Below are 15,666 nucleotides of genomic sequence, written 5' to 3' on the forward strand. Positions count from 1 at the left end.
GGCAACTTGTCCACCGTAGCCGCTGGCGAAGGTGGATCTTGCCCGCTTCGAAACGGACCTTGGGAGAACCACGAAACACACGAACGACACGAAAGGGTGGCATAGTCGCGAGAGGACGTAGAAGGCGCAGAACGGTAGACGGTCGCTCAAGCCGGCCACGGATCACGCGGATGGGCACGGATGGATCGGTGTTCATCCGTGTTATCTGTGGTTAAGGATTGGAGGATTGGGTCTCGGATCGAACTCGGTCTTCTCTTCAAACAACCCACACTGGATTGGATTCACAGGAGGCAAACCGAGGACGAGCCGAGGTAGGTTCCCAAGCCATCAAACCGGATTTCACGGATATCACGGATCGATCCGTGTAAATCGGTGTAATCCGTGGTTAAGGATCGGAAGATCGGAACGCGGGTTGAATTCGGGTCTCCTCCGGTTCAAAACAGATGGGCCGGGAGTCACCGTAGTCGGCGGTTGATGAGCGGGGCTCGAGCAGGCTTCCTCGGTGGGTGCACTTGACCATCCGCGAACACGTCTCGCTCGCTCCGCTCACCACTTTGGGCATTGGCGGCCCAGCCCGGTATTACATCGAGGCCGCCACGGTGGCGGATCTGCGCGAAGCGGTCGCTTTCGCCGGCGCGCGGTCACTGCCGGTGTTCATCCTCGGTGGTGGCTCGAATCTCCTCGTCAGTGATGTCGGATTCCCGGGCGTGGTGATACGCGTCCAGATCACGGGGGTGCACGCCAAGCCCCAGGGCGAATGCGTTGTGCTTCGCGCCGGGGCGGGCGAGGCGTGGGACGGGTTCGTCGCGTACTGTGTCGCGCACGGCTACTGGGGCCTGGAGAATCTTTCCCTCATCCCTGGAACGGTCGGGGCCGCGCCGGTGCAGAACATCGGCGCCTATGGTCGGGAGGTGCGTGAGGTCATCGAGTCGGTGGTCGTTTTCGATCCGCTCTCGGCCGCAGAGCGCACCCTGACCAATGCCGCGTGTTTGTTCGGCTACCGCGACAGCGTGTTCAAGCACGGCGACGCGAAGCAGCTCATCGTTATGGGAGTGAGTTTCAAGCTGAGCCTCACGCCCCGGCCGGAACTGGCCTATAAGGACCTGGCGACCCGTTTCTCCACACCAGGCGTCGCGTCACCTTCACTGGCGGAGATACGTGACGCGGTGATTGCGATTCGCACCGCGAAGTTTCCGGATCTTTCGAGAACCGGCACGGCGGGCTCGTTTTGGAAGAACCCGGTTGTGACGATCGCCACGCTGGAGTCGCTGCGTGCGCGCTTTCCCGAGATGCCCTCGTATCCGGTGGACGCAACCCACGCGAAACTTCCGCTCGCGTGGATTCTCGACGTAGTGCTGAAGGCGAAAGGTTATGCCAAAGGCAACGTCGCGCTTTTCCATCAACAGCCGCTCGTGCTGGTGGCAGGCCGGGGCGCGACGTGCCGCGAGATCACGGCGTTTGCGGCCGAGATCGAAGCGCGCGTCGCAGAGCAGACGGGAATAATGATCGAAAAGGAAGTACTGGTCGTCGCGTAGGCGGCATCGCGGGTCGCGATCGGCCGGACGGGTGGGGGCGCGCGATCGGGTGGAAACAGATTGGCTTGGATTCACAGGAGCCGAACCGAGGGCAAACCGAGAGCTGCCCACGGAACACACGGATCACACGGAAAACAGTCTGCCCGCGAATCACGCGGATGGCCACGGATTCCGATCCGTCGCGATGGAGCCGCGACGCCCTCGTCGCGGTCGTTGGAGCGTCGATTTGGAATAGCCGCAAAAGGCGCACAAGGCGCAAAACGGTAGACAACGCGCGGGACTGGGCCGTGATTCGCATGGACAGAATGCGACTGGAATATCGGCGTAAGTATGGGCAGGAATCGACCCGGCCCAACCAGGCGTCAGAGCCAACGGCTACCGGCGTCACGCCTCCTGCTGGCGCAGGAGATCGCGCCGCCGGCAGCCGTGGCTCACCTTGAACGTCGGCCATACTCCCGCACGCAGATGAGGCCCGCTGATCATTCGCTTTCAGGATGGAATGCCGAGGTGCGCCGTGACGCGAAGGAGTCGGCCGGCAGCGCCGCGCGAAAAGAAGAAGAAAGAGTCGCTGGAGTTTCGATCATCGTCCGCGCGCTCGATTGCGCGGCAACGATGTTGGGGTCGTCGATCAGGGTTCACGCGGCACGCGCCGTGATCTCGAAAGAGCCGGTCCGAATCGCCGCCCGGCCAGTGAACCTACAAGAGCCAACAATCATGTCTGTCACGCCTCGTGCTTGCGCACGAGTCGCGCCAGCCACGACCGTGGCTCATCTGTAACGTTCGGCCTAAGATGAGCGCATCGGAAAAGTTACAGCTGTTCGACCTTCCCGTTGCGCTCGCGCTACTAGCGTTCGGGGTGCCTTTCCTGTCGCTCAGAAAGAAGATGTCGATCGCTTGCATGGAGCGCGTCAAGAAAGCGGAGCTATCCGCAGACGAGGCCGCGAAGGCTGATCGGCTGGTGTTTTGGTGTGGCTCTGCGGTAACCGCATGCGGGCTTCTTCTCATTGGATTGTGGGCGGGCGGTTACTAGCGATTCCCGAGATGAAGAAGGCGCCGAACCAGGCATCAGAGCCAACGCGCTGCACGGGCCCGTTCTTCGGAAGCGGCCTCTCCGCGCCACCTCGCTGGTGTTTCGGAGTTGCCACTTGTCCGCTCACGCGCGTGGCTCACTTTTGACGTTCGGCAAAAACTCCCATGGCGACCGTGAAGTTTCCCGATGAAGAGCTGATTTCCTTCGATGACACCGAAGTAAAGAAGGTGCTCGTCGAGTTGGGCGTGATTCACAATTTCTCGCTGCCGCCTGATCCGCGATCGACCGTGTTTACCTACGGGGTCGATGATCACCCGACGCACTGGTTACTCTTTGCGTGCTTTCGTGGATTCAAACAGAAGAGCGACAATGGTTACATGATGTTTGGTTGGCGGAAGAAGAAGTTCACAAGAAAGCAAGCCGAGGGTTACGCGCAGGAGTTTGTGCGGAAGCACGGCGTTTCGGTAGAGAAGCGATTGCTTTTCCCGCAGGACGGGAAGCCACCCCAGTCGTGAGAACGAAAAGGCCGAACCAGTCGCCACAGCGCAACGCGGGCAGCCGTCCGTCTTCGGGCGATTCACCCGCATCCGAAACTCCATTCTCGCTCGGCCCGCGTGGCTGATCTGAATCGTTAGGCGAAGTATATGTCACAGCTCACTCTGAATCTTGCCCTCGGAATCGTTAGCGGTGTTCTCACGGCAGCATTGCTTTACTTTGCGGCCGTATTCTTCAGAAAGGTCATTATCCCCTGGTATCTCGAGCTCGTATATCGCGGCGTGGATCTTTCCGGAAAGTGGACCAATAAGATCGAGCTTCCCGAGGGACTCACGCAGACATTGATTGGAAATATAAGGCAAAGTGCGCACCGTCTATCGGGCGAAATAACCTTGTCGAAGAATAGAAACGGGGAAGAGCCGAGGCTCGTTCACTTGGTGGCCCAAGGCGAGGTTCGAGATCGCTTGGTCACACTTCGAATCACATCGAAGGAGCCAAAGCGGATATCTCTCTGCGTTATTCTACTGGAGGTTTTCGGTTCAGGGGACAAAATGCGCGGCTTTTCCGCATGGTATGACACTGGGCCGGGCGAGATCGCGGGAACCGAAGTGGAATGGAACCGTGAGAAAGCCTAACCAGCCGCCACAGCGCAACGCGGGCAGTCGTCCGTCTTCGGACGGTTCATCTGCATCCGAACCTCCATCCTCGCTCGGCCCGCGTGGCTGATCTTTGGTCGTTCGGCGACGAACACGACGCGGTCGAAATGCACAACGACGATGGAGCGGTTGGCCCCCTTTGCGAAAGCGAGTCGAGGGTGATATTCAGAAGGAAGACAAAGGAACCGTCCGGCCGGAGGAGCGGTGCAGGTCGGCGCGAGCCCCTCGGCCGACGAGCTCAACCTGCGTTAGAGCTGATCGTCCGAGCGTCTCGCGCCGATTGTAGCTCGCTCGGGGATACTGTAAATTCTGCAGTTTCCACGCGTGCGCACGTGCAACAAAGGCGGCCCGGCCACCCGACTTCGCGGGGTGCTCAACCGCGTCTTGCCGAACCAGTCGATACAGCCAATGGTGTTGGCCGTCACGCCCCGTGCTGGTGCACGGGTCGCGCCCGCCAACCCCATGGCTGATCTTTTTCGTTGGGCAAGAAATGAACCTGTTCACGCGCCAGCCCAAAACCCAAGTAAGCCCGTGGGGAAATGCGGAGGTTCAAGGGAAGATCGCCACCGTCTCCCTCGGTCGGTTCCGAGGTGTTTGCATCGACCTTTGGTGGACGCTCGGTGAGGAACCGACGCACGAGCAAGTCGAAGAAGTAAGAGCGCACCTATTGTCTCGGTGGGACGCTGCCCTCGAGTTTCTCGGCGTCGCCGAGTTTCCCAGAAGCCTGCGAGTAATCGTGCCAGAGAGCATTCACTTCCCTGCAGGTAAGGACGAGTGGGAGATGACTTTCGTTTACACCAAGTGGGAAGACGGGTATTGGACTGTTGTTTTCAGGGGCGCTCAGCCTATCAGCCATCATGAAGGCGATTGAAAAAAGGCCCAACCAGATGCTAGAGCCAACCTCCGGCAGCGTCACGCCTCGTGCTGACGCACGAGTCGCGCCGCCGCCTCCGGTGGCTCATCGTTAACGATCGGCGGAAGAGAAGATGAAGAGTTTCCGAGTCTACTTGCCGGGCGGTCGTGAGATTTCAGGCGCCGGCCTTGTCGTCGTTGTGATTGCAGCAGTCGCAATGGTTGCGTGCGCTTTCCACTTGGACGATATCACGCAGAAGATTCCGGGTCTGACGATCCTGCAGGCGAAAGCAGCCCTCGTCGGTGTCGGCATTCTCGTCGTCGGTTGCGGATGGCTGGGCTTCCGATTGGCTGGAATTCCGTTTGCGAAGAGAAGGCCGATCCAGCCGCCAGAGACAACGCGCGGGGCTGGGCCGTGATTCGCATGGGCCTTCTCCGCTCAACATCGCCGGTCATTCAGAAGGGTTCACTGCACGCTCGCCCGCGCGTGTCTATCTCCTACGATCGGCGGAAGAAAGATGATCTTCGTTTATCAGGATGACGGCTCCTTGTGTGCGATGGAATCCGTGGCGCAGGCCAATCGGCATTACGAGGCCATCGACGTCGAAAATGCGGAGTATACTTTTCTCGACGACTCCGGCCGCGTCCTGAAGCCGGTGTTCCGCGCTCCGACGAAGAAGAAGTGGCTGTTCTTCTTTTCGATCACCGATCCTGGCCCTTTCACCTTGGAGCCTACGGACGAAAGAAGAGAAGATCTGTTGGGACGGCTCCGGTCAGGCGAGATTCCGATCGACCGAGGCCCTACTTCTGTTCGGACGCTGGATGAGTTGCGCCAAGCCGCACCGCAACTATTCAGTCCATGAAAAGGCCGATCCAGCCGCTACAGCGCAACGCGGGCAGCCGTCCGTCGTCGGCGGATTCATCGGCATCCGAAACTCCATCCTCGCTCGGCCCGCGTGGCTGATCTGAAACGATCGGCGGAAGAGAAGATGAAGAGTTTCCGAGTCTACTTGCCGGGCGGTCGTGAGATTTCAGGCGCCGGCCTTGTCGTCGTTGTGATTGCAGCAGTCGCAATGGTTGCGTGCGCTTTCCACTTGGACGATATCACGCAGAAGATTCCGGGTCTGACGATCCTGCAGGCGAAAGCAGCCCTCGTCGGTGTCGGCATTCTCGTCGTCGGTTGCGGATGGCTGGGCTTCCGATTGGCTGGAATTCCGTTTGCGAAGAGAAGGCCGATCCAGCCGCCAGTGCCAACGCGCGGGAGTGGCCCGTGATTCACATGCGGCTTCTCCGCTCACCATCGCCAGCACTTCGAGAGGGCTGACTCTCCGCTCGCCCGCGCGCGGCACATCTCCTACGTTCGCCGAAAGATGAAGCCGCTTCTCGTCATCGTCACTTTGCTTGCGCTTTCAGGCTGCGGTTTCTTTTTCGGTCCCGGCTACGGTTCCGCAGATCATCAGTATTTCGCCGAGCCACCGGTTGTCGTAAAGGTTGGTGATCACTATGCGCTTCGCTGGCGCTATGGTTCGATGGGCTTCTACTTTCGTCCGCGCTACGAAGTAAGAGATGCCAGCCTGGTATTTTCTCTTCAGGGCACGTCGAGCTCCGGCAGCGTTTCCGGAAAGACTCAAGAGATGCTGATCGAGGGCGATAACGCGATAGCAGCACTGAAGAAAGGCGGAGCCTTTTGGTGGGAGCCGGACCGGTCCCTGACGCCGATCTCAATCAAAGAAGAGGCGAACCAGGTGCCAGAGCCAACCTCCGGCAGCGTCACGCCTCGTGCTGACGCACGAGTGGTGCCGCCGCCTCCGGTGGCTCATCGTTAACGTTCGGCGAAACCAGCTTCGATAAATGAAAAGACTATTGCTGATGGGTCTGCTTGCAGCCGCCGTGATGTGTGGATGCCAAAGCACGTTTGGCCCAAAGTTGGGCATGACGGAAAAGCAATGGCTACACCGGACGCTCATCGGCGACTTGGTTTACATGTCCGGATCTGTGAAGGCGTATCGGTCTCACGGTGTTTACTACTATTTCAAGGACGGTATTCTCGTGCGCATTGACCAGGGAATGATTCCGCCTGAGCGCATTCAGGTGGAAGTGACCGTAAAATCTGAGTGAGCCAAATGCCGAACCAGTCGACACAGCGCAACGCGGGCAGCCGTCCGTCCTCGGTCGATTCATCTGTATCCGAAACTCCATCCTCGCTCGGCCCGTGTGGCTGATCTGAATCGTTAGGCAAAGCAGTCCATAGCAATGAAGCTTGCAGAATCCGCGCTCTTCTGGATTTGCGCCGGTATCATCATTGGCACTGTCGGGTTGGCGTACCTATTTAGTCTTGGACTGGCGCCAGAAAGGCGGAGGGTCGCGGTGCGTTGGCAAGATGGCACGCCGATGTCCAAGGCGACGGCAACGGTTATTGGGTGCAGTTTGATCTGTGTTGGCGGAGTGATGGTATTCACAAATCTCACGGGACGCGATGTCCCTGGTTGGATCGAATGGACTGGAGCAACAGTCTTTGGAATCGCGGCGGTAATATCGGGAATCCGTGATTTTCGTGCGAAGAATCGGGCCTAACAAGTCGCCAGACCCAACGGCCATGGCTGTCACGATCTCTGCTGATGCAGAGCTCGCGCCAGCCCCGTCCGTGGGTCATCTTTGACGTTCGGCAAAGAAAGAAACCGTGCACGCAAATTGGCAGACAGCTCTTTCACTGGTTGGGGCGGTTTTCTTTGGGATCGCCGCTGTTGTGGCGTTGAAGACAGGTCGATTGCCTTCCATTCGTGGCGGCACAGTGAGAAGGGAAGAAGGACGCCCGATTTTCGCCATCTGCGTGAGCTGCTATTTTGCGATCGCGGCATTTCTTATAATTGGAGCCTTCGTATGTTGATCTTGGCGCCGAACTTTCATCTTGGCTGGTCTGTCGGCGATTGTGGCGTGGGTAAAAAGCAGCCGAACCAGTCATCAGAGCCAACGCGCGAGGCTGGCCCATTCTGGTTTGGCGTGGCCTTCCTGCCGCGCGTGGCTCACTTTTGACGTTGGGCAAAATCAAGAGTTCAGATGACGCTACGACGATTGTTTATGTTTGTCTGCGGCACATCCATGCTTTGCGCACAGGATCCAGCCCCATCCTCAATCTTCACCATTCCCATCAAGGGAAGCGTCACCGAACAGCGCGGTCGGGAGATTGTGGCGCAGATCAAAGGTGTTCCAGCAAGCGTGCGCACGATTGCGGTCTTCGTTGATTCGGATGGCGGCGCGCTACCAGACATTCTCGCGGTGGCCGATGCACTTTCCGGTGCGAGGGTGACTACTGTTGCCTACGTGAAGAATGCTGTCGCTTCGGCAGTCTTCATTGTCGCGAGCTGCGACAGGGTCGTGAGTGATAGAGCGGCACTTTTAGGCGGCGCCGGCGTCGTGTCTCGCGATTTTCTTTGCCTGAGTGATTCTCTATTCTCGGCAGTTCGCGAGGAGCTCACAGTGAAGCTCCGGCGGTATTCAGAGCAGAAGCATCACGATTCGGACATCTTTGGAGCCATGCTTGATCACCAGAGTTCGTTGATCAGAGGCGGAAGACAGTGGAAGGCGCGAGGTGAAATCCTGTCGCTAACGGCGGACGAGATGGTCGCCTTAGGGGTTGCGGAAAGTAGATGGGACTCGTTGCAGGCCTTCATTGCCGACTTGACCCAAACGCCCAACCAGACGCCACAGCGCAACGCTGGCAGCCGCCCATCTTCGGGCGATTCTCCCGTATCCGAAACTCCATCCTCGCTCGGCCCGCGTGGCTGATCTGAATCGTTCGGCAAAAAGTATGAAGAAGTCTGTTGTCTTCGCATTTGGGCTGGGGCTCGGAGCCGTTTTCGGCGTGGCCGGTGGCATTGCGTTTGTCGCATATTCAGCACAACAATCCCCGCGATCGACTACCTTCTCGAATGTCGCTTTGGCGCGCGCGCCCTTTGACGGAGACTGGCTCATTTCCTGGGGTGGCGAGGATCCGAAGGACAATCATCACATCGGAAGCCCCCCGCAGGATCGGGCTGTCGACATCAGAAAGATTATCACAGGAAGCGGAAATCAAACCAGCAAAGGAGACCCGAAGAAGAACGAGAGCTATGGTTGTTGGGCGCAGCCGATCTATTCCCCGATTGATGGGATTGTGGAGGTGGCGGTGGATGGTGTGCCCGACAACATTCCCGGAGAGTTGAACCGACCATCGGCCATGGGGAACTATATGATGCTGAAATCCCCTGACGGATTTGTCGTAGTGCTGGCCCACTTCAAACAGGGTTCCATTGCGAGAAAGGCCGGGGAGCAGGTCAAAGCAGGTGATTTCCTCGCATTGTGTGGCAATTCGGGCAATTCAACGGAGCCGCATCTGCACATGCACGTGCAATCTGAGACAAGTATGGCGAGGTCGGTCGCGTTGAGGATGGTCTTCCCATCGATCACGGTCGACGGGGTCCAGAAAGAGAAATATTCGCCGACGAGAGGCGACGTTATTTCGAGTGGTCAGAAGAAGCCAAACCAGGTGCCCGAGCCAACGGCCTCCGGCCGTGGCTCATCTTGAACGTTCGGCAGAAATATGAAGCTACTCGTGTGTGGTGTGTCCGTCCTGCTCGTGTGCGGATGCAATTCGGTGAATCAGCAGGCCGTGAATTCGTTCATCGACGCCGGCAACGCATCGATCCAAGGTTCGACAAGCCTGAAAGGCAGCGGCCTTTTCCCGAGGAAGCAAATGTATTGGGTTGCGAAGATCGACGGTGAAGCCGTGAAGGCGCCCGGCTATTTTCGAGCTTACGCGCTATCACCGGGGCAGCGATCGGTCGTGGCAGGTGGCGGCTTGTTCCAAGGACACTTAGGCTCTCACGACACACTCGGAGGTGAAGCTGAGTTCAGCCTTGAAGCGAAGCCCGGGCACAAATACGAGGTTCGAGGCGACGTGATCGACCAGCAGCTTTCGATTCACATCTTCGACCTGACCACGAATCTGGCGGCGACTCCGTCGGTGCAGCCAGCGGTGCATGCCGAGAAGCACAAGGATCCAATCCTTATCTTGATACCAGTGCTTTGAAAAAGCCGAACCAGACGCCACAGCGCAACCCCGACCAATCGGGGTCAACTCCGGGCAGCCGTCCGTCTTCGGGCGATTCACTTGTATCCGAAACTCCGTCCTCGCTCGGCCCGCGTGGCTGATCTTTGGTCGTTCGCCGAAGAATGAAACGACATCGCATCGTAGCCGCCATCGTTCTTATCCAGGCGATAGTTCTCCCGATCCTGTTCGGCTCCTTGGGCGGACTCGATCGAGCTTTCGTCCGAGTATTGCAGGCTACGCTGGCGATTCTGTGCGTAGCGGTATTCGCCGGGAAGAAGTGGGCCACTTGGACGACCTTTGCCCTAATGGCTGTTCAGATCCCGGTCATCGAAAGCGATCGAATGACGTGGCGCGTGACCGCAGGTTCATCCGCGTCGATCGGCCTGCTGAAAAGTACGTCGTGGATGGATTCCCGTGTAGGGCTGAATCCGTTCTCCGGTTATGTTTTTAACGGAGCGATTATGCGCGGTCCGGCGGAGAGGTTGCTTACTGATGGGCGGGAGGTGAGCGGAGCGTTCATGCTCAACCTCGCCGTCGTGCCTGCTGCTGTTCTTCTGTTAGGCCGGCGGCTCGCGAAGGCTCCAGGAACGGCGAACCAGCCGCCACAGCGCAACGCGGGCAGCCGTCCGTCTTCGGGCGATTCACCCGCATCCGAAACTCCATCCTCGCTCGGGCCGCGTGGCTGATCTTTGGTCGTTCGGCCAATGCTTCGAAGACTCTTCAGCAAGCTGACGGGCGAGCGTCCAGACCCGACGCGTGCTTGGCCAGTCAGCCACCCTGATACACCGATTCTGGATCTTGCGCGACGTGCTGTTGGTCCCTTGCGTTTCGGCGACACGATCGCCGGTGCCCATGTATTCGGTCGCCCTGATCGGTTCCGCTGGACTCTGAAGGATTGCTGCGAGCTTCATTACTCCAGCGCCGGCTTTCAGATCGACTTCGATCTAGGGCGCCTTGCCTATGTGGCCTATTTCCTCGGCCCCGATTCCTCTCTTCCGGAGCGTTCAGACGTGCGGTTCGCGTCTGTTCGCATAGAGGGGCATCAAATATCGAGAGCCACGTCCGTTTTTGATCTGCAGACAGTGCTAGGTCGCGCCTTTTTCGAGGATCGGGACGAAGATGAGATTGTCGTCTGCTTCATTCGGAACGGATTGACCTTGGGTTTGAGGCCATCCCATCCGGGACCCTCAAGCGCCTAAGCGTATTTCCAACGGACAAAGAGGCTAACCAGATATCTGAGGTCTCCAAGCAAGCCGAAAAGTGAGGTTCATGCGGGCGCTTGGTCGCTGGGCAGGCGGGTGTTGCGGGCGAGTTGGTAAAGGGCGGGATGGCGGTGTTGGAGCGCGGCGAGGTAACGAGCTTCGTCATACGGCTGATGATCCTGCCAGCCCGTCGGCAGGCTCTGGGCAGGCAGCGGACGAGGATGCGCTGCCACTTGAAGGCGAGGGCGCGGGCTGGCCCGGATATTTCATGAAATTCATGAAATATCCGCCCCTCCGGGCCGACTCTGGCGGGGCTAGCCGCGCCAAGGTCGCTCCGCCGCAGGCGAACCGAAATTTCGGACGGAGCTTCGCTCCTGTTCATGAAGTTTCCGGACTAGCTATTTTGCCTGCCTCCGCGTTGAAGATGCCGACCCGTATTTCCACCATCTCCAAGCAAAAGGAGCCGATTTGCTTTCGGCGATATCAGACAAGCCGTGGCGCATGCGCGAGTTTGGTGTTCGGACTCCCGATGGTCATCAAATCATGATCGGCCACTCCCTGGGTGATTAGCCCGGAGCGATCTGGGCCTCATTGAGCCGGAGCCACGGGCGGGACGCCCATGCCACAAGTTAGCGCAGCCGCGAAATCGACGCGCGGGTGTGCGGCGGTGAGGCTCGCGGGGCATGGATCTCCAGCCGGCCGCAACTTCACCGCAAGCACCCACGGACCTGAAGGGCTTCTACAAGCTCTCGCGCCTCACTCGCATCGGCTTCGGTGCCGGCGATCTCGCGCAGAACCTGATCTACCAGACGGTCGCCACGTATCTGCTGTTTTTCTACACGAATGTGTTCGGAATCAGCCCGGGCGCCGCGGCCTTCATGTTCCTGGTGGTGCGGGTGATCGACGTGCTCTGGGATCCCTTCGTCGGCGCGTTCGTCGACAAGCGCAATCCGCGTCTGGGAAAATACCGCGCCTACCTGATCATCGGAGGCATCCCATTGAGCGGGCTGGCGATCCTGTCGTTCTGGAACGGTTTCTCGGGCCAGCTGTGGTATGCCTACGTCACGTACGTCACGCTTTCGCTGTGCTACACGCTGGTCAACGTGCCCTACGGGGCATTGAACGCTTCGCTGACGCGCGACACCGATGAGATCACCAAGCTGACGTCGACGCGCATGTTCATGGCGAACCTGGGCGGGTTGGCGGTGCAGTTTGGCGTGCCGGCGACGATCCAGCACTTCGCTCCCAACCACGACTGGTCGCAGCCCGCGGCCGCGCCGGTGTGGTTTGCGGTGATGTCGGTTTACGCGGTCGTCGGATTCGGGCTCCTGATCTATTGCTTCACCCAGACGCGAGAGCGGGTGGTGATGGATTCCGCGAAGGTCGACGCGGTGAAGTATTCGGACCTGTTCACCGAGTTTGTCCGCAACCGGCCGCTGCGGGTGCTGGCGTTTTTCTTCATCACGGCCTTCGCCATGATGGCGGTCGGCAATTCCGCCTCCGCGTACTACATGCAGTACAACATCGGCAACGCGCAGGCGCTGCCGGTCTTCAACGCGCTGAGCTCCATCCCCGCCTTCATCTTCATGCCGCTGGTGCCGGCCATCAAACGCGCGATCGGCAAGAAACGGATGTTCTACGTCTTTCTGACGATCGCCATCGTCGGAATGGCCATGCTGTATGTCACCTCGACAGTGCCGGCACTGAAGAGCCAGCTGTGGCTGGTCTATCTCGCACAATTTGTGAAATCGACCGGCGTGATCGTGGCGACCGGCTACATGTGGGCGCTGGTGCCGGAAGTGATCTCCTTCGGCGAATGGAAGACGGGCAAACGCATCTCCGGCGTGGTCAACGCGCTGACCGGTATCTTCTTCAAAGCCGGTTTCGCGCTGGGTGGCGTCATCCCGGGTGTGGTTCTGTCACTGACGCACTTCGACGCGCACAGCGCGCAGCAGTCGGTCGCGGCGCAGCAGGGCATCCTGTGGCTCGTGGTGGTCATCCCGGCGATCCTGCTCGGCGTCGCGATGTACATCATCTCGAACTACGAGCTTGAGGACGACACGATCGACCGGATCAACCGGGAGATCGAAGCGCGGCACAGCGCGGGTTGACGGCTCGGGCGGTTGTTTCCCGGTAGGGCGGCCGTTGGCGTCTGGCCCGCCTCCCGGTAGGGCCGCCGTTTACCGGCAGCCGGGAAGGCGTGGGGGGACGACAAAGGTGTTTCCCGGCTCTACGCAGCCTAAAACGCGAGCAGGTCGGTTCCAGCATGGCAACAAGAGGGTCACAAGAGGGATTCCCCTCGTCAGAATCGAGCCTCGGACCGGGTCGGCCGGGCGTGTTGAGCGGCAATGGGTGGATGGGCTTACCCTTGTAAGCCTGCGCGGTGAGCGGGCGCCCGGCTGGCGCTTTCGACAGGCTCACCGCAGGCGGATTCGACAAGCTCACCGCAGGTGAACGCCGGCCCGACGGAGGCGGACGAGGGGCGTCCGCGCTCCCATGGACTCAATGGCCGAGCCGCGAGATCATCGCGTAGACGATCAACACGAGGAGCACGAGACCGGTGCCGAAGAACAGGAAGCCAAAGCTCTTCGCGATCTTCTTTCGACCTTCCCAATCATCCTTTACGCGATGGTCGTCGAGCCGGCCTTCGGAGAGGAGCCGGTCGTACCAGCGCTTCCGCTCGTGGATCATCTCGGTCTTGGAGATGCGGCCCGAGAAGATGACGGTGTCCATCGGGAACTTCTCGATGCGGAAATGCGTGTTGAAGAAATGGAAGGTGAAGATGAACCCGGCGGCGAGCAGCGCTTCGTCGGAGTGGATCACGAGCGCGATGTTGATCATCCAACCCGGCAGGAAGAGTGTGAAGACCTTCGGGAACCACATGATCAAGCCGGACACGCCGATCATGAAGACGCCCCAGAACACCGCGAAGTAGTCGAAGCGCTCCCAGTAGGTCCAGCGGTCGAACTGCGGTCGCGGGCCTTTGCCGAAGAACCATTTCTGGTGCGCGACGAAGTCACGCCAGTCCTGCATCGACGGCACCATCGAGTCGGGCCCGAAGACCGCCTGGATGAGCCGGCGGAACTCGAAGCGGCCCGTCTCCGGATTGCGCAAGCCCTTGCGCTTGCGCCAGAGCGAGGCGACCAGCTCGCCGAGGTGCAGCACGAAGTAGGCGAAGGTGACGATCGCGCCGAAATGGTGCAGCGAGCGCGCCACGGCGGCGCCGCCCATGACGTTGAAGATCATTCTGGCCCAATCCGTGTAGTAGAACTTGAGCGGCATGCCGGTGATCACGAGCAGCAGGAAGCTCGTCACCACCATCAGGTGCAGGAAGCGTTCGAACGGCGTGAACCGCGTGAACTGCACGTCGTCCGCATGCTGCTGGACGATCGCTTCGCGGAAGGTCTTCGAGTCCGTAAGATAGAGGTAGATCGAACGGAACAGCCAGAACAGCGTGTGGACGCCGAAGAAGGCGAACACGCCGATCAGCAGCGTCGTCATGAAGAGGAACACCTTGTTCAGCGCGCCATAGTTTTTCGCGTCGAGCGGATTGGCGTGCGGTTGGTATTCGGCGAACTTCGCGTTCGCGCCGGTGTGGCACTGCTGACATGTGCCCACGATCTTCTCCTTCGAGAGTCGGGAGCGCGGATCGCTGACCGGGAAGACATCGTGGTGGCCATGGCAGTCGTAGCACGCCGCCACATCGGGCGCGACGTTGGGCTGACCGAGCGCCATCGCCTTGCCGTGATAGGTGTCGCGGTAATGCGTGAGCCGGTCTTCGTGGCACTTGCCGCAGCTCTGGTCGCTCCCGGCCTTGAAGTGCGCGGTCGAAGGTTTCTCGATGTCGTGTGCGGTGTGACAGTCGGTGCAGACCGCCACCTGCTTGTCGCCCTTGGCGAGCAACTGCCCGTGGACGCTCGCGTTGTAGGTGGCTTCGATGCCGACGTGGCAGGTGCCGCAGGTCTGCGCGATGTTCGCGTGATTGGAGTGGGAGTCCTTGTCGATGCTCCGCTTGATGTCGTGCGTGCCGTGGCAGTCGTTGCAGGACGGGGCGACGATCAGGCCCATCTGCGTGAGCGCCCGGCCGTGGATGCTGTCGAGGTAGTGCCCGGCAGCTTCCTGCTGACCGATGCGGTATTCCTTCGTGAGCTTCGGGTTGTCGTGACAGGTCGCGCAGGTCTGCGGGAGGTTCAGCTTGAACACGGGCGAATCCGCCTGCTTCACCGGCACCATTTCGTGCGTGCCGTGGCAGCTCGCGCACGACGCGGCATCCGACGAGCCCATCTTGTGGCTCATCCCGTGAATGCTGGTCGCGTATTGGGCCACCGCGTCCTGGTGGCAGGTGGCACATTGCGCGGGCGCCAGCTTGGACGGGTGCTGCGGGTCGGTGATGTCGGCGTGGCAGTCGACGCAGTTCAGCTTGCCGTGGACTGATTTCTCAAAGAGTTCCGGCCGGACGCCCACCCAGCGCTTGGGTTCACCTTTTTTCGGCGAAATGAACTCCGCCTCGTGACAATCCAGGCACTCGCTGTTCGGGACGACCGCGGCTTTTTCGGCGATCACGGGCGGCTCATCCGCCGCCGCAGCCGCCGCTGCGGGGGCGGCCGTGGTGGGCTCCGGCTCTGCCGCCAGCAGGAACGGCGCAAAGACGGTCAGGGCGAGCACGAGGAACCACGGACGCGAGGATCTCATAGAGGGCCCTGGCAGTCTGCCCGGATTCCCGCCACTGGTCTGCGCGCACGTTGCGCGTTGATGCGCAAAATTTGGCGATGGCGCTGCGCATTCATTGCAGCGGCGCTCGCAACTT

18 protein-coding genes and 1 pseudogene are annotated in these 15,666 nt (G+C 59.9%); 17 read left to right on the forward strand and 2 right to left on the reverse strand.

Annotation, left to right across the window (positions count from 1 at the left end; translation table 11 throughout):
* The first annotated feature begins 506 nt into the window (after nt 1–506).
* The 15 genes from murB (at nt 507) to OTER_RS26200 (ending at nt 10,856) form a co-directional block, all read left to right on the forward strand.
* Nucleotides 507–1,535, forward strand: a complete 1,029-nt coding sequence (gene murB, locus OTER_RS13110; RefSeq protein ID WP_012375406.1) for a UDP-N-acetylmuramate dehydrogenase — start codon at nt 507–509, stop codon at nt 1,533–1,535.
* Between the two features lie 790 nt (nt 1,536–2,325).
* Complete coding sequence (locus OTER_RS13115) at nt 2,326–2,565, forward strand: hypothetical protein (RefSeq protein WP_012375407.1); 240 nt, start codon at nt 2,326–2,328, stop codon at nt 2,563–2,565.
* A gap of 164 nt (nt 2,566–2,729) precedes the next feature.
* Complete coding sequence (locus tag OTER_RS13120) at nt 2,730–3,080, forward strand: hypothetical protein (RefSeq protein WP_012375408.1); 351 nt, start codon at nt 2,730–2,732, stop codon at nt 3,078–3,080.
* A 129-nt stretch (nt 3,081–3,209) separates the two neighbouring features.
* Complete coding sequence (locus OTER_RS13125; protein ID WP_044891761.1) at nt 3,210–3,695, forward strand: hypothetical protein; 486 nt, start codon at nt 3,210–3,212, stop codon at nt 3,693–3,695.
* A 511-nt stretch (nt 3,696–4,206) separates the two neighbouring features.
* Nucleotides 4,207–4,587 (forward strand): hypothetical protein, encoded by a 381-nt coding sequence (locus OTER_RS13130; RefSeq protein ID WP_012375409.1) that lies wholly within the window; start codon nt 4,207–4,209, stop codon nt 4,585–4,587.
* A 499-nt stretch (nt 4,588–5,086) separates the two neighbouring features.
* The gene (locus OTER_RS13140) at nt 5,087–5,431 is read left to right on the forward strand and encodes a hypothetical protein (protein WP_012375411.1); all 345 of its coding nucleotides are present in this window, start codon (nt 5,087–5,089) and stop codon (nt 5,429–5,431) included.
* Between the two features lie 93 nt (nt 5,432–5,524).
* The gene (locus OTER_RS26650) at nt 5,525–5,842 is read left to right on the forward strand and encodes a hypothetical protein (protein WP_044891763.1); all 318 of its coding nucleotides are present in this window, start codon (nt 5,525–5,527) and stop codon (nt 5,840–5,842) included.
* Nucleotides 5,843–5,938: 96 nt separating this feature from the next.
* Entirely contained in the window at nt 5,939–6,394 is a 456-nt protein-coding gene (locus tag OTER_RS13150) for a hypothetical protein (RefSeq protein WP_012375413.1), read from the forward strand.
* 25 nt (nt 6,395–6,419) lie between these two features.
* Nucleotides 6,420–6,686, forward strand: coding sequence for a hypothetical protein (locus tag OTER_RS13155; RefSeq protein WP_012375414.1), 267 nt, complete (start codon nt 6,420–6,422; stop codon nt 6,684–6,686).
* Between the two features lie 537 nt (nt 6,687–7,223).
* Entirely contained in the window at nt 7,224–7,601 is a 378-nt protein-coding gene (locus OTER_RS25845; protein WP_148218111.1) for a hypothetical protein, read from the forward strand.
* A gap of 24 nt (nt 7,602–7,625) precedes the next feature.
* Nucleotides 7,626–8,354 (forward strand): Clp protease/crotonase-like domain-containing protein, encoded by a 729-nt coding sequence (locus OTER_RS13160; RefSeq protein ID WP_148218112.1) that lies wholly within the window; start codon nt 7,626–7,628, stop codon nt 8,352–8,354.
* Nucleotides 8,355–8,376: 22 nt separating this feature from the next.
* Entirely contained in the window at nt 8,377–9,132 is a 756-nt protein-coding gene (locus OTER_RS13165; protein WP_012375416.1) for a M23 family metallopeptidase, read from the forward strand.
* Nucleotides 9,133–9,147: 15 nt separating this feature from the next.
* Complete coding sequence (locus tag OTER_RS13170; protein WP_012375417.1) at nt 9,148–9,636, forward strand: hypothetical protein; 489 nt, start codon at nt 9,148–9,150, stop codon at nt 9,634–9,636.
* A gap of 143 nt (nt 9,637–9,779) precedes the next feature.
* The gene (locus OTER_RS13175; RefSeq protein ID WP_044891765.1) at nt 9,780–10,343 is read left to right on the forward strand and encodes a hypothetical protein; all 564 of its coding nucleotides are present in this window, start codon (nt 9,780–9,782) and stop codon (nt 10,341–10,343) included.
* Between the two features lie 18 nt (nt 10,344–10,361).
* Nucleotides 10,362–10,856 (forward strand): hypothetical protein, encoded by a 495-nt coding sequence (locus OTER_RS26200; RefSeq protein ID WP_158305431.1) that lies wholly within the window; start codon nt 10,362–10,364, stop codon nt 10,854–10,856.
* A gap of 68 nt (nt 10,857–10,924) precedes the next feature.
* Here OTER_RS26200 and OTER_RS26205 read toward each other — a convergent pair whose 3' ends face one another.
* Nucleotides 10,925–11,092, reverse strand: a complete 168-nt coding sequence (locus OTER_RS26205) for a hypothetical protein (protein ID WP_158305432.1) — start codon at nt 11,090–11,092, stop codon at nt 10,925–10,927.
* A gap of 229 nt (nt 11,093–11,321) precedes the next feature.
* On the opposite strand from OTER_RS26205, the pseudogene OTER_RS26930 reads away from it, so the two are divergent.
* Both OTER_RS26930 and OTER_RS13190 read left to right on the forward strand, forming a co-directional pair.
* A pseudogene (locus OTER_RS26930) lies at nt 11,322–11,429 on the forward strand (VOC family protein); the annotation flags it as partial.
* Between the two features lie 113 nt (nt 11,430–11,542).
* A complete protein-coding gene (locus OTER_RS13190; RefSeq protein WP_012375418.1) occupies nt 11,543–12,970 on the forward strand; it encodes an MFS transporter in 1,428 nt (475 codons plus the stop codon).
* Between the two features lie 391 nt (nt 12,971–13,361).
* Here the strand turns inward: OTER_RS13190 and OTER_RS13195 are convergent, their stop codons facing one another.
* A complete protein-coding gene (locus OTER_RS13195) occupies nt 13,362–15,551 on the reverse strand; it encodes a cytochrome c3 family protein (protein WP_012375419.1) in 2,190 nt (729 codons plus the stop codon).
* Between the last annotated feature and the right edge of the window lie 115 nt (nt 15,552–15,666).

This window comes from Opitutus terrae PB90-1, assembly GCF_000019965.1.
Taxonomy (GTDB): Bacteria; Verrucomicrobiota; Verrucomicrobiia; order Opitutales; family Opitutaceae; genus Opitutus; species Opitutus terrae.